13 protein-coding genes are annotated in these 14,179 nt (G+C 26.6%); 10 read left to right on the forward strand and 3 right to left on the reverse strand.

Annotated features, from left to right (window positions below; all coding sequences use genetic code 11):
- The first annotated feature begins 44 nt into the window (after positions 1-44).
- Positions 45-539 (forward strand): DUF523 domain-containing protein, encoded by a 495-nt coding sequence (locus ATH_RS04395; protein WP_066183679.1) that lies wholly within the window; start codon positions 45-47, stop codon positions 537-539.
- Positions 540-549: 10 nt separating this feature from the next.
- Here the strand turns inward: ATH_RS04395 and ATH_RS04400 are convergent, their stop codons facing one another.
- Both ATH_RS04400 and ATH_RS04405 read right to left on the reverse strand, forming a co-directional pair.
- The gene (locus ATH_RS04400; protein WP_066390494.1) at positions 550-789 is read right to left on the reverse strand and encodes a hypothetical protein; all 240 of its coding nucleotides are present in this window, start codon (positions 787-789) and stop codon (positions 550-552) included.
- Positions 779-1,267, reverse strand: coding sequence for a putative metalloprotease CJM1_0395 family protein (locus ATH_RS04405; RefSeq protein WP_066183689.1), 489 nt, complete (start codon positions 1,265-1,267; stop codon positions 779-781). The genes ATH_RS04400 and ATH_RS04405 overlap by 11 nt, the downstream gene beginning before the upstream one ends.
- Before the next feature lie 129 nt (positions 1,268-1,396).
- Between ATH_RS04405 and ATH_RS04410 the strand changes: the two genes are divergently transcribed.
- Complete coding sequence (locus ATH_RS04410) at positions 1,397-1,954, forward strand: CDP-alcohol phosphatidyltransferase family protein (protein ID WP_066183691.1); 558 nt, start codon at positions 1,397-1,399, stop codon at positions 1,952-1,954.
- Complete coding sequence (locus tag ATH_RS04415) at positions 1,954-2,874, forward strand: Ppx/GppA phosphatase family protein (protein ID WP_066390491.1); 921 nt, start codon at positions 1,954-1,956, stop codon at positions 2,872-2,874. Before ATH_RS04410 ends, ATH_RS04415 begins: the two co-directional genes overlap by 1 nt.
- On the opposite strand, the gene ATH_RS04420 is transcribed toward ATH_RS04415, so the two are convergent.
- Complete coding sequence (locus ATH_RS04420) at positions 2,871-3,794, reverse strand: hypothetical protein (protein WP_083190939.1); 924 nt, start codon at positions 3,792-3,794, stop codon at positions 2,871-2,873. The genes ATH_RS04415 and ATH_RS04420 overlap by 4 nt on opposite strands.
- 27 nt (positions 3,795-3,821) lie before the next feature.
- On the opposite strand from ATH_RS04420, the gene ATH_RS04425 reads away from it, so the two are divergent.
- From ATH_RS04425 to ATH_RS04455, 7 genes are read left to right on the forward strand one after another with little or no spacing between them, the layout of a single operon-like run.
- On the forward strand, positions 3,822-5,519 hold the full coding sequence (locus tag ATH_RS04425; protein ID WP_066183697.1) for an acetolactate synthase large subunit: 1,698 nt from the start codon (positions 3,822-3,824) through the stop codon (positions 5,517-5,519).
- Positions 5,519-6,016, forward strand: a complete 498-nt coding sequence (gene ilvN, locus ATH_RS04430) for an acetolactate synthase small subunit (protein WP_066173527.1) — start codon at positions 5,519-5,521, stop codon at positions 6,014-6,016. The genes ATH_RS04425 and ilvN overlap by 1 nt, the downstream gene beginning before the upstream one ends.
- 1 nt (position 6,017) lies before the next feature.
- Positions 6,018-6,968, forward strand: coding sequence for a UDP-3-O-(3-hydroxymyristoyl)glucosamine N-acyltransferase (gene lpxD, locus ATH_RS04435; protein WP_066390485.1), 951 nt, complete (start codon positions 6,018-6,020; stop codon positions 6,966-6,968).
- Between the two features lie 49 nt (positions 6,969-7,017).
- The gene (locus ATH_RS04440) at positions 7,018-9,174 is read left to right on the forward strand and encodes a DNA translocase FtsK (RefSeq protein WP_066390484.1); all 2,157 of its coding nucleotides are present in this window, start codon (positions 7,018-7,020) and stop codon (positions 9,172-9,174) included.
- 27 nt (positions 9,175-9,201) lie between these two features.
- A complete protein-coding gene (locus tag ATH_RS04445; RefSeq protein WP_066390476.1) occupies positions 9,202-12,093 on the forward strand; it encodes an Eco57I restriction-modification methylase domain-containing protein in 2,892 nt (963 codons plus the stop codon).
- Positions 12,090-13,073 (forward strand): DUF6602 domain-containing protein, encoded by a 984-nt coding sequence (locus ATH_RS04450; RefSeq protein WP_066390473.1) that lies wholly within the window; start codon positions 12,090-12,092, stop codon positions 13,071-13,073. Before ATH_RS04445 ends, ATH_RS04450 begins: the two co-directional genes overlap by 4 nt.
- Positions 13,060-14,046 (forward strand): hypothetical protein, encoded by a 987-nt coding sequence (locus tag ATH_RS04455; RefSeq protein ID WP_066390470.1) that lies wholly within the window; start codon positions 13,060-13,062, stop codon positions 14,044-14,046. The genes ATH_RS04450 and ATH_RS04455 overlap by 14 nt, the downstream gene beginning before the upstream one ends.
- Positions 14,047-14,179 lie beyond the last annotated feature (133 nt).

Raw genomic sequence — 14,179 nt, forward strand, 5'->3', positions numbered from 1 at the left:
ACTTGCTACAATTCGCAAAATTAAAATATTAAGGAATATTATATATGAAAATCTTAGTATCCTCTTGTCTTTTAGGCGAGAATACAAGATATGATGGTGAAAATTCAAATATAGCTTTAAATCCAAAATTTAGATTCTCAGACAAAGAGCTTTTTATGGATATTATGTGTGAAAATGAGATATATTCTATCTGTCCTGAAGTATCTGCTGGATTAACTATTCCAAGAGCTAAAGCTGAAATAATTAGTCATGAAAAACCAATAAAAGTTCTTGATGAAAATAGTGAAGATATTACAATAAATTTTTTAATGGGAGCAAAAAACTCTTTAGATATATGTTTGAAAAATGATATAAAAGTTGCTTTATTTAAATCAAAATCTCCATCATGTGGTAACAATGAAGTTTATGATGGAACATTTTCTCAAACTTTAATTAAAGCAAAAGGATTGAGTGCTAGATTGTTAGAAGAAAATGGAATAAAAGTTTTTAATGAATTAGAGTTAAAAGATTTAAATAAATATATAAAAGAAAATGATTAAAAGCCTAAAACTAGGCTTTTAAATCAAGAAGTCTTTGCATGAAAACTTTTTGAACTTCAATACTTTTTGCATTTGCACTATAAGCAATTACTTCTGGAATTTGTTCAATCATACTTGAAACAATGTCACTATCTGCTTCTTGAAACTCTGGTTGAGCTGTTACATTTGCAACTTGAGCTATATTTGAAGCTTGTTCTTGAATTTGTAAACTAGCACTTAACATTGCATTTAAGTTATTATCAATTCTCATTTTCAAATCCTTGCATTGAATTTAGTAAAATTTTATTTAAATTTGCAGCTGATGAAATTGCCATATCAGCTCTACTTAAATCATCAACAGAACTTGAAGCTTTTTGTAATTTATCTATTTTTAAACTAGCTTCTTCTTTATCCTTAGGGATAGAAGTATCAAATCTTACACTTCCACCTACTGCATATAATTTTCCATCTGGACCTACTTGATAGTTATAACTTATTGGAGTAGTTGTAGTTCCTAGACTAGCATGAGTTTGTTCATGAGCTTTTACTTCTGCGTCTTTGCTTTTGAATTTATCTAAAACTCTTTCATAATCTTTTTCATCATATTTTGAGATAGGATTAGCACTATCATTTTTTTCAAAAGTAGATTTAAAAAGATCTTGTTTATCAATGTTTGCTAATTGACTTTTTTTTAGTGCAAGTTCTGCATAAATAGATGATGTATTTAAAATATCAGTTTGAATTTCCAAAAATACTCCTTATTTGGAATAGTTAAAAAATATTTTATCATAAGTTTTATAAATAATAGTAAATCATAAATTGAGCAAGAATATAGTAATATTTCAAAGTTTTTTTAAAATATATATTAAGGGCAAAGAATGAATTTTTTATTTAATAAGTATAATCATTTTAATTTGGCAAATATTGTTACATTTTTCAATATTACTTGTGGGATATTTGCAATATACTTTTTAACACACGATGAGTTTTTAGGAGCTGCTTTATTTGCTTGGCTTGCTGGAGCTTTTGATATTTTTGATGGAAAAATAGCTAGAAAATTTAATCTATCAACAGAATTTGGAATACAACTTGATTCATATGCTGATTTTTTATCTTTTGTTATTGTTCCTGCTATGTTTATATATTTTGCAATATTTGATGGAAAAGAGCAGTTTTTTAGTATGACTTTTATTGCAGCTGTTTTTGTATATTATGTGATTTCAGGACTTAGAAGATTAATTCAATTTAACCTAAATGCAAATGAGGGAGAAGTTGAAAAATATTTTACTGGTATTCCAACTCCACTTGGTGCAATTTTACTTTGGATTGTTTATCTTGTTTTTTTAACTGGATATATAAATGAGTATTTTGTACTATTTTTTATGGTTTTAGTTGGATATTTATTAAATTCAAAAATTAAAATAAAGCATTTATAATGAAAAAAGAAGTTATAACAATAGATTTGGGTTCAAACTCATTTAGAGTTTTAAAGTTTGATTGTATTAATTATAAAATTATTGATGAATATCATCAAGTTGTAGGACTTGCTGACGGTTTAGTAAATAGTGGAAAGATTAGTATTGAAGCTTCTAAAAGAGTTGTTGATGCTTTAAAAGTTGCATCAGAGAAGTTAAGTTTTGATCCAAAAGATGCTGTTTGTATAACAACAGCAGCAGCAAGAAAAGCATCAAATTCTAAAGAAATTTTAGAATATATTAAAGAAAATAGTGGAGCAGAGTTTAAAATAATTGATTCAAATGAGGAGTCAAGACTTACTTTACTTGCAATAAAATATGCATTAAAAAGAGAAAAAATAGATTCTAAAAATTTTATTCTTTTAGATATTGGTGGTGGTTCTACTGAACTTATTGTTTCAAAAGATGATGATTTTTTTAGTAAAAGTTTTGATTTTGGAATAGTAACGCTTACTCAAAACTCTTTAAAAGATAAAAATAAATTATTTGAAGAGTTAGATTTATATAAAAAAGAGATAAAAGAGTTTTTAAATACTCTTAAATTTTCAATAGAAGATTTTATTTTCATTGCAACAGCAGGAACTCCTACAACAATAGCTGCTATAAAACTTGGATATAGCTATTTTAATTATGATAAAAATGTGGTAAATGGAACAGTTTTAAGTATTCAAGATTTAGAGAATAGTTTAAATTTATTAAGAGAAACATCATTTGAGTCTTTAATAAAAATTGCTGGAAAAGGAAGAATAGAGTATTTAGAAGTTGGAACATATATTTACAGAATGTTTTTTGAACTTTTAGATAAAAAAGAATCGATAGTTCTAGATGATGGACTTAGAGAAGGTATTGCACTAGATTTTGCAATAAGAAGTAAGGCTTAAGAAAGAAGCCTTACACTTTGTTCTTGTACTACATTTGCTTGAGAAGCTGCTAGATAACCAGCATTTAAATTTATATTTGCTTTAGAAAAATCACTTGATTCTTTCCCAAAATCTATATAGTTGTTATAGTTTTGCTCTGCTATTTTAGTCTTTGCATCATTTAAAAGAAGTTTTGTAAAATCTGATAAATTTTGAGATATTTCATTCATCTGATTTGATGTATTTTCTACTGTTTTTATAGCTTTTTGTAAATGTTCTGGATTGTTTAAATCTCCGCTATTTACAGCATCAAAAATATTATTTGTAAAGTTTGCAATATTTGCTTTGTCAAGTGAATATAATTTTCCATTTGCACTAAGTTTTATTGAATCTTGATCATCATTTAATCTATTTGCAATAAGATTCTCACCTTTATACTTTGTATCAAAAGCAAGTTGATTGAAATCTCTTAATTCTTGATTTATCTCTTGTTTTAAATCATTTTTATTCTGCATATTGTTACTATTTTGTAGTTTATTATCTATATTGTTTATATATTCTTGAAGCTTATTTATTGCATTTTCAGAAATTTTTGTTTTTGCAATTGTTTCATTTGTAGATTGTAAATCTTGAGAGAATTCACTTCTTATTATTGAGCTTTTACTTACAGTTAAAGCTGTCGATTCAGTACTTTGAAAATCTTCTACTTGATATTTTAGTTGAGATTTTTGTAATGCTTGGTTTTGATTATTATTTAAATTATTAAGATTTTGAATACTATTTGTGCTATTTATTGCATTTATATCCATAAAATTCTCCCAAAAGTTTGCAAATTTCTTGTATTGTATCACAAAAATTATTAAATATCTTTTTGCTGTTTTTCTTCTAATAAAAGGCTTTGTATATGGATAGTTTAATGCTAGTTTGAGTAAAATATACACTAAATTTTATAAATTATGGAGTATGCTATGAAAATGACTGGCGCAAAAATGGTAATAGAATCATTACATCAAGAAGGGGTAGAAGTTGTATTCGGATATCCTGGAGGCGCTATTATGAACGTCTACGATGAAATTTATAAACAAAATTATTTTGAACATATTTTAAATAGACATGAACAAGCTTGTGTTATTGCAGCTGAGGGCTATGCAAGAAGTACTGGGAAAACGGGAGTTGCAATAGTAACTTCAGGTCCAGGGTTTACAAATGCTGTAACTGGAATTGCAGATGCTTATATGGATTCAATTCCACTTGTAATAATTTCAGGACAAGTTCCAACAACAATAATTGGAACAGATGGATTTCAAGAAATAGATGCTGTTGGAATTTCAAGACCTTGTACAAAGCACAACTATTTGGTAAATAAAATTGAAGATTTACCAAAAATTTTAAAAGAGGCTTTTCATCTAGCAAATACTGGAAGACCAGGACCTGTTCATGTTGATATACCAAAAGATATTACAGCCCAAATTGCTGAGTTTATTTATCCAGAAGAGGTAAATATGCCAACTTATAAGCCAACTATTAACTACAATAAAAGACAGTTAAAAAAAGCTATGGAAGCTATAAGCTGTGCTAAAAAACCACTACTTTATATTGGTGGAGGAGCTATTTTATCAAACTGTGGATCAGATATTAGAGAATTTGCAAAAAAATTAAATATTCCTGCTGTTGAAACACTTATGGCAAGAGGAGTTATGGGAGATTCAAATCCACTTTTCTTTGGAATGTTAGGAATGCACGGAGAATATGCTGCAAATATGGCTGCACACGAAACAGATTTACTAATATCTTTAGGAGCTAGATTTGATGATAGAGTTACTGGAAGATTAGATGAATTTGCTAGTAAGGCAAAAGTTATTCATATTGATATTGATCCAACAAGTATTGCAAAACTAATAGTTCCAGATTATCCAATAGTTGGAGATTTAAAACTTACAGTTAAAGCTATGATTGAGAGTATTCCTGAGTTTGAAATAAATGATTTTTCAAATTGGGTTGAACTTTTAAAAGATTATAGAGAAAAAGAGCCTTTAAGATATATTGATACAGATGATTTAATCAAACCTCAATGGCCAATTCAAAGAGTTGGAAAAATTCTTGGAGATAATGCAATAATCTCAACAGATGTTGGACAACACCAAATGTGGACAGCACAATTTTTCCCATTTACTCATCCAAGACAATTTATAACAAGTGGTGGATTAGGAACTATGGGATTTGGTCTTCCAGCTGCACTTGGAGCTGCAAGAGCTTTTAAAGGTACAAATAGAGTTGTTGTAAACTTCACAGGAGATGGTTCTATTTTAATGAATATTCAAGAACTTATGACTTGTAGTGAGTATGAATTGCCTGTAATAAATATAATTCTAAATAATAACTATTTAGGAATGGTAAGACAATGGCAAACAATGTTTTATGAAAATAGATTAGCCCAAACAGATTTAACAAATCAACCTAAATTCAAGGCTTTAGCAGAAGCATTTCACTGTTTAGGATACACTGTAAGCACAAAAGAGGAGTTTGATATTGCATTTAAAGATGCCGTAGAAAAAAGAAAACCAGCTATGATAGAAGTAATTGTAGCAAGAAATGAAGAGGTATTACCAATGGTTCCAAATGGGCATTCATTAAATGAGATGACTTTATTAAAAGGAGATAAATAATGAGTAACTTTAATAGCTACTATAACACTGAAACAATAAGACAAGTTATCTCTGTTGTTGTATTAAACGAACATAACGTATTATCAAGAATTGTAGGACTTTTTTCAGCTAGAGGATATAATATTGACTCTTTAACAGTTGCACCAATGGCAGAAAGTCAATATTCAAGAATGACAATAGTAACAACAGGAGATAAAAGAGTAATTGATCAAATTGTAAAACAATTAAATAAATTAATTCCTGTTTTAAAAGTAAATGAACACAAAGATGTGATAGAAAAAGATACAGTTTTGATGAAGTTTTCTATTGAAAATGATTTATCAGATATAGATGTGATTGCTCGTGCTTATCATGGGTCAATTCAAAATGTTACAAATGAAGCAATTATTGTTTCTGCAACAGATTCAAGTGATAGAATTATGAATTTTATAAAAGTTATGGAAAAATTTAATCCACTTGAAGTTGTTAGAAGCGGGATTGTTGCTATGGAGAGATAAAATGAAATTAAAAGATATTGCAAAATATTTAGAAATAACTTGTGATAGTGATATTGAAATTGTAGGTTTAAATAGCTTACAAGATGCAAATGAAAATGAGATTACTTTTTTAGAAAATAAAAAATATATAGATAAATTAAAAGATACAAAAGCTGGAGCTATTTTAATAAATAAAGCTTTTGTAAATGAAGTTCCAGAAGGAGTTATTGCTTTAGTTTGTGATGAACCTTATCTAAATTTGGCAAAAACTAGTAAACTTTTTGCTACAAAACTTATTGAAACTGATGGAAAAGATGCTATTGTTGGAGAAAATACAATAATTATGCCAAATGTATATTTGGGAAAAAATAGTTTAATTGGAAATAACTGTACAATAATGGCAAATTCATTTGTAGGAGATAATGTAACAATAGGAGATAACACAATAATATATCCAAATGTTACAATCTATAAAGAGTGTAAAATAGGAAGTGATTGTATCATTCATTCTGGAACAGTAATAGGAAGTGATGGTTTTGGTTTTGCACATACAAAAGATGGTAAATATATCAAAATATATCAAAATGGAAATGTAGTAATTGGAAATGATGTTGAAATTGGTTCAAATTGTGCAATAGATAGAGCTGTATTTAAATCAACAATTATTGAAGATGGAGTAAGAGTTGATAATCTTGTACATATTGCACATAATTGTAAAATAGGAAGAGGTTCAGTTCTTGTAGGACAGGTTGGTCTTGCTGGTTCTACAACACTTCAAGCATATGTTACAATGGGTGGACAAAGTGCTACTGCTGGGCATCTTGAAGTAGCAGCTTTTACAACAATAGCTGCTCGTGGTGGAGTTTCAAAAAGTATAAAAACACCTAAGAAGTCTTGGGCTGGATTCCCTTTATTTGAACATAAAGAGTGGTTAAGACTTCAAGGAAGAATTTCACAACTAATATATAAATAAAGGAAAACCCATAGTTAAAAAGCTTATTTCAATAATATTATTATCAGTTATTTTATATTTTGAGTTTACAACACTTTTAAGCTCAAAACATAGTATTGGAAATATTGGAGCAGTTTTTGCAGATTTCTCATTTAAATATTTTTCATATTTATCTTATATTTATTTACTATTTTTACTATATCCTTTATATTTAGTAAATTTCAAAAAGAACTTAGATAAAAATGATCTATATTTAAATATTTTAGCTATTTTAATATTTCTATTTACAGCTTTAATATTTCAAGCATTAATCATAGAAAATCCTTATGAAAGAGGAGAATTAGGAAATATATTTGTAGATGCTTTTGCTCCATTTATTGGACATTTAGGATTGTATTTTTTAGTTGCTGTTGGATTATTTATCTCTATATTAATACTTTTTGAAACAAGTGATATGACTTTTAAAGATTTAATAAAGATTAAAAATATTATTCCTAAAATTAAATTTAAAGAGAAAACAAATATTGCAACAAAACAGAATATAACTAGACAAAAAGAGCAAACTACAAGCTCAAAAAATCTACCAGTTCCAAAAACTTCTTCTAAACAAAATATACAAAATGAACAAAAGATAGAAGAAAATAGAGTTAAAAGTATTGAAGATATTTTAGATGCAGATATTATAGAAAATGAAGAAAAAGAGATAAAAAATAGTGCAAATTCAAATAGTGTAATAGTAGATGAACTTGAAGAAAATGCAAAGCTTTTAAGTGAATTAGAGTTTGGTAAAACTGAAAACCCAAAAGATTTTATATTACCTCCAACAAACTTTTTTCAAGATGCTCCAAAAGAGAATAAAACAAAAGTAAATGAAGCATTTATTGATAAAAAGATTGCAGATTTACTTGATAAACTTTCAATGTTTAAAATAGATGGAGATGTAGTAAGAACTTACACAGGACCTGTTGTTACAACTTTTGAGTTTAAACCAGCACCAAATGTAAAAGTTTCAAAGATTTTAAGTCTTCAAGATGATTTAGCAATGGCTTTAAAAGCACAAACAATAAGAATTCAAGCTCCAATTCCTGGAAAAGATGTTGTAGGAATTGAAGTTCCAAACGAAGATACACAAACAATATATTTAAAAGAGATGTTAGATAGTGATATTTTCCAAAACTCTAAATCTCCACTTACTATGATTTTAGGAAAAGATATTGTAGGAAAACCATTTGTAACAGATCTTAAAAAGCTTCCTCATCTATTAATAGCTGGAACAACTGGAAGTGGAAAATCTGTTGGAATAAACTCTATGATTTTATCTTTGTTATATAAAAATTCACCAGATAATCTAAGACTTGTGATGATTGACCCAAAAATGCTAGAGTTTTCTATGTACAATGATATTCCACATCTTTTAACACCTGTTATTACAAAAGCAGTTGATGCTATAAATGCTTTGGCAAATATGGTAGCAGAGATGGAAAGAAGATACTCTTTGATGGCAAAAACAAAGACAAAAAATATTGAAAACTTCAATGAAAAAGCAGAAAAAGAGGGGCTTCCAACTATGCCTTATATTGTTGTAGTAATAGATGAATTAGCTGATTTGATGATGACAAGTGGAAAAGATGTTGAGTACTCTATTGCAAGACTAGCTCAAATGGCAAGAGCAAGTGGAATTCACTTAATAGTAGCAACACAAAGACCATCTGTTGATGTAGTTACTGGATTAATTAAAGCAAATTTACCTAGTAGATTATCATATAAAGTAGGGCAAAAAGTAGATTCAAAAATTATTTTAGATTCTATGGGAGCTGAATCTTTACTTGGAAGAGGAGATATGCTATTTACACCTCCAGGAACTCCTGGAATTGTAAGAATTCATGCTCCTTGGAGTACAGAAACAGAGATAGAAAAAGTTGTAGAGTTTTTAAAATCTCAAAGAGAAGTAGAGTATGATATGAACTTTATAAAAGATAAAAACTTAGGCTCTAATTCAAATTCATCTAAAGGTGCTAGTAGTAGCAACAATGAAAGTATAGAACTAGATGAACTATATGAAGATGCAAAAGAAGTGATAATTACAGATAAAAAAACTTCAATCTCTTATCTTCAAAGAAGATTAAAAATTGGATACAACAGAGCTGCAAGTTTAATTGAACAACTAGAACAAACAGGTGTTTTAAGCCAAGTTGATGGAAGAGGAAATAGGGAGATTTTAATCTAAAAATAATATTTAATAGGGGATTTAAAATTGTTTCAAAATAGTGTTTTAAAAACTTTTAATGATGATGAAAAGTTAGTTGCAACTAGATGGGCATCTTACCAAAACTACAAATCAAAAGTAGAAGCTATAAAAGATTTCAAAGAAGAAGAGTATCAAGATGGATTCTTGAAAGATATTTTTGAATCTTGTCTTGGATATACTCTAAAAACTACAAATCCAAGCTTTTTTAATCTTGAAAGAGAGAAGAAAAACGAAACAGATAGCAAAAAAGCTGATGGAGTTTTTTATTTAAATAGTGAAATAATTGGAGTAATAGAGCTAAAAGCTCAAGATACAAGAAATCTTGATAAAGTTCAGCAACAAGCATTTTACTACCTATCTCAACACTCAAAAGCAAAATATGTGATAATCTCAAATTTTGATGAATTAAGATTTTATATAGAAAAAAGTACAGCTTATGAGAGTTTTTCTCTGTTTAATCTATCTTATGATGAGTTTTGTAAGCTTCATCTTCTTTTAGCTTATGAAAATATCAAAGAAGAAAAAGCATTAAAAATAAGAGAAAAATCAAATAAATTTGAACAAAATATCTCAAAAGAGTTATATAAAGATTTTTCAAACTTTAGGATACTTCTTTTTGATAATTTAGTAAAAAACAATTTAAGTATAGAAAAATCTGTACTTCTAAGGCTCACACAAAAACTATGCGACCGAATTATTTTTATACTATTTGCAGAAGATAGAACTTTGCTTCGTGCAAATACTATAAAAGAGATAAGAGAGGAGTTTATAAATCAGAAGTTTACAAACTACTCTTTGTATGATATTTATAAATTCTATTTTGATGCTATAAACAAAGGAGATGCAAGATTAGATATTCCAGAGTACAATGGTGGACTTTTTGCTGTTGATGAACTTCTTGATAGTTTGATTATAGATGATTTTATTTTAGATGAAAATGTTCAAATACTATCTAACTACGATTTTGCAAGTGAAATATCTGTAAATATTTTGGGACATATTTTTGAACAGAGTTTAACAGACCTTGAAGAGCTTCAAGCAAATATAGACAATGTAAACTTTGATAAAACAAAATCAAAAAGAAAAAAAGATGGTGTATTTTATACTCCTGAATATATCACAAGATATATTGTAGAAAACACTTTAGGAAAAATGTGTAGTGAGAAAAGAGAAGAGCTAAAAATTGTTGAGATAACACCTCCATCTAACCCAAAAAAACTAACAAAACAAGAGCAACAAACAAAAGAAAACCTGCAAGAGTATAAAAACTGGCTTCTAAATCTAAAAATCCTAGACCCAGCTTGTGGAAGTGGTGCATTTTTAAATCAAGCTTTGGAATACTTAATATCTGAACACAAAAATCTACAAAATGATTTGGCTTTGATGGGCGATTTGTTTGCTTCATATATGGTAGAGGAAGAAATCCTTGAACACAATCTTTATGGAGTGGATATAAATGAAGATGCCGTAGAAATTGCAAAGCTAAGTTTGTGGCTACGAACTGCAAAAAGAGGTAGACCACTTACCAAACTAGCAGACAAGATAGTTTGTGCAAACTCACTTTTAGAGATGCCATTTAGTGAAAATAGTTTTGATATAGTGATTGGAAATCCACCTTATGTAAGACAAGAAGCGATAAAAGAGCAAAAAGAAGCTTTGAGTAAAATCTACAAAGTAGCAAATGGAACAGCTGATTTATATGTATATTTTTATGAATTAGCTTTAAATATGTTAAAACCAAATGGTTTAAAAGGCTTTATTTGTAGTAATAAATTCTTTCGTGCAAAATATGGAGAAAATTTAAGAGAGTATATTTTACAAAATACTACAATTTTCCAGATAGCAGATTTTAATGGTGTAAAAATCTTTGAAGATGCAACAGTTGATAGTGCAATTACAATATTTCAAAAAACAAAATCAGATAATAATTCTACTTTTAAAGTTGTAGATGTAGATTTAATTAATAGCTATGATATGAAACAAAGTGATTTAACAAAAACTAGCTTTAGCTTCTCAAATCCAAAAGAACTAGCAATAAAACAAAAAATAGAAAAAATAGGTATTCCTTTAAAAGAGTGGGATATAAAGATAAATTATGGAATAAAAACTGGATTTAATGAAGCATTTATTATAGATGAAAATATTAAAAATGAATTAATAAAAAAAGACTCTAAAAGTTTAGAAATTATTAAACCACTTTTAAGAGGAAAAGATATTAAAAAATATTCTGTAATCTTCGCAAATAAATGGCTTATCAATTCACATAATAATCCACCAGTTAATATAGAAAATTATCAAGCTATTAAAGAACATTTAGACCAATATTATGACAAATTAGAAAAAAGAAGTGATAAAGGTATTACTTCTTATAATCTAAGAAGTTGTGCTTATTTAAGTAGCTTTGAAAAAGATAAAATCATATATCCAGAAATAGCAAGTAATCCAAATGCTTTTGAGTATGATAAAAATGGTTATTATTTAGACAAAACAGCTTTTTTAATTGAAGGAAATAATTTAAAATATATTATTTCTATTCTTAATTCTAAATCTTTGTTACATTATATGAAACAATCTATAAGACAAGTAGGACAAGGTTATCAATTATCAAAAATATTTGTTGAAGTTTTTCCAATCCCAAAAATAGATGAAGAATCACAAAAACCATTTATAAAACTTGTAGATGAGATTTTGGAAGCTAAACAAAAAATAAAAGATTATAAACCTCTTTTAGATGAAGCTATAAAAAATAACAACTTTGATAGAGAAATCGCACTTAAAAAAGAGCTTGAAAACCTAGAAAATATCTGCACAACAAATGAAAAAACAATCGACCAAATGGTTTATAAACTCTATGATTTAACTCCTGATGAAATTAAAATTGTAGAGGGCAATTTATGAGTAATTTTATATATGAAATAATAAATCAAAAAATCGATTTTTTGAAGCATTCTTATAAAACTAATAAAACAGTTAATCATCAAGGAATTAAAGGCTCATTAAATGAAATATTACTAGAAGAGTTAATTAAAAATATTATTCCAAAAAAATATAAAATTACAAAAGGAATAATTCAAGATTTCAAAGGTATACAATCAAACGAATCTGATTTAATAATTTATAATCCAGAAGTTTTACCATCAATATTATTTGGAAGTAGTTTGAGTTTTGTTCCAGTAGAAGCAGTTGATTACGTATTTGAAATAAAGAGTACACTAAATGCAAATGAATTAAAAACAACTATAAAAAAGTTTAATAATTGTAAAAAACTAGAAGGTTTTAAAGGTAGAACTTCTCTTTTTAGTTTTGATAGTAATTTAAAAAATAAGTCTGAGCTTGAAAGATTAGAAAAATATGATAATAATTTTTTCTTTAATCCATCTATAGGAGTTTTTACTATTTCAAATAAAGGTTATTATTTTTTTAATATATCTAAAAGGTTCATAAAAGATGTTATTCCAAAAGATGAATTCATGCAACGATTTTTAAAAGATAATTTTGATAATAAAATATCTGTAAATATAGATAAACAAGATGATAGAAAATTTATTGTTAATGATATAAATTATGATGAAATATACTATATCATATATTCTTGGAAAGGAATCGAATTTAATGGTATGCATAATTGTGAAATATTAGGTTTACTTTCAGGATTATCAAATACTTTATCAATTGAAAATTTTGGTAAGTATTTATTAGAAAATTGTAATGAATTATTTAAATCATACTCTTCTTGCGTAAAGGATATGTGGGGAAATGAATCTTTTAAAAAAGTTGATTTTAATGGTTTTGTTGATACTGAATTAAATTTAGGATTAAGCCTAACATTAAATCAAGACAATAAAAACAATAAAATAATAGTATATGAAAATAATTAAATCTAAACTATCAAAAATAAACTCCTATTGGAATGACTATTATTTTATAAAAGAGTTTTTTCAAAAAAAAATAAATTTTACTGATGAAGTTAAAACAAATTATTATGGAGATTTGAATAACTATCTTCATGACACATTAGATTTAGTTAAACCATTTAAAAAAATTAAATCTGAAAAAAATTATATATCTCAAATAATAGTTTTATTACAAGTTATTTATACTCAACAAGATTTAATAGATGAATTACTATATATATTTAAACTTCAAAAATCTACAAACGAAGATAAAAATCCAAATAGAGATATAAGAAATGAACTAATAGGACATCCTATAAGTAGAGATAAAAGAGATAATAATAAATTAAAATCATCTATTCTTTTTGATATCAGAAATGAAGATGAAAATTATATCTCTTATGCAAAATATTCAATGAAAGAATCAGAATTAAAAAAATATAGTGTTCAAGAAATAATAGAAAATCATAAAATTTTTTTAAATAAATATTTGGACAAAATTTTAAACAAAATAGAAAAAGATATAAAAGAGTATCAAAAACAAATAAAAAAAGTATTTGAAATTCCACTTTTAAAACAATTTGATTACATAGATAAAACTGACAAAGAATTATTGTCAAGTATAAGTTATATTTTTGAAAAAGATAGTTTAAAATATTATTATCAAAATATGAGAAAACATAGAAGATATTTGTATTGTTTGAAGCAATATAAAAGAGCTTTAAAATCTGTAATAAAAAATGAAGAAGACAAAACTAAATATTACTCATTAATAGAAATATATGACCGTGAACAACTTCAAAAGAAAGATAAAGTTTTTACAATAGATTTTTATACTAAAAAATATAAAGATAATGAGGTTGTATTAAAAGAGTTAAAAAATATGGAATTAAATTTTTATAATGATGCCGAGTATTACGCGTCATTAAATTTTTTATCTGAAAATGAAAAAAATTAGCTTAAAACTAATAGAAGCATCAAAATCAAAATGAATTATATTGAAAAATTTTTAGCAAACGACACAAAAGGATTTGAAGCTAGAAAAGAGCTATTTGAAAAAGCTTAAAATATAAAAATCAAATATGATATAA

It is taken from the genome of Aliarcobacter thereius LMG 24486, from assembly GCF_004214815.1.
Taxonomy (GTDB): Bacteria; Campylobacterota; Campylobacteria; order Campylobacterales; family Arcobacteraceae; genus Aliarcobacter; species Aliarcobacter thereius.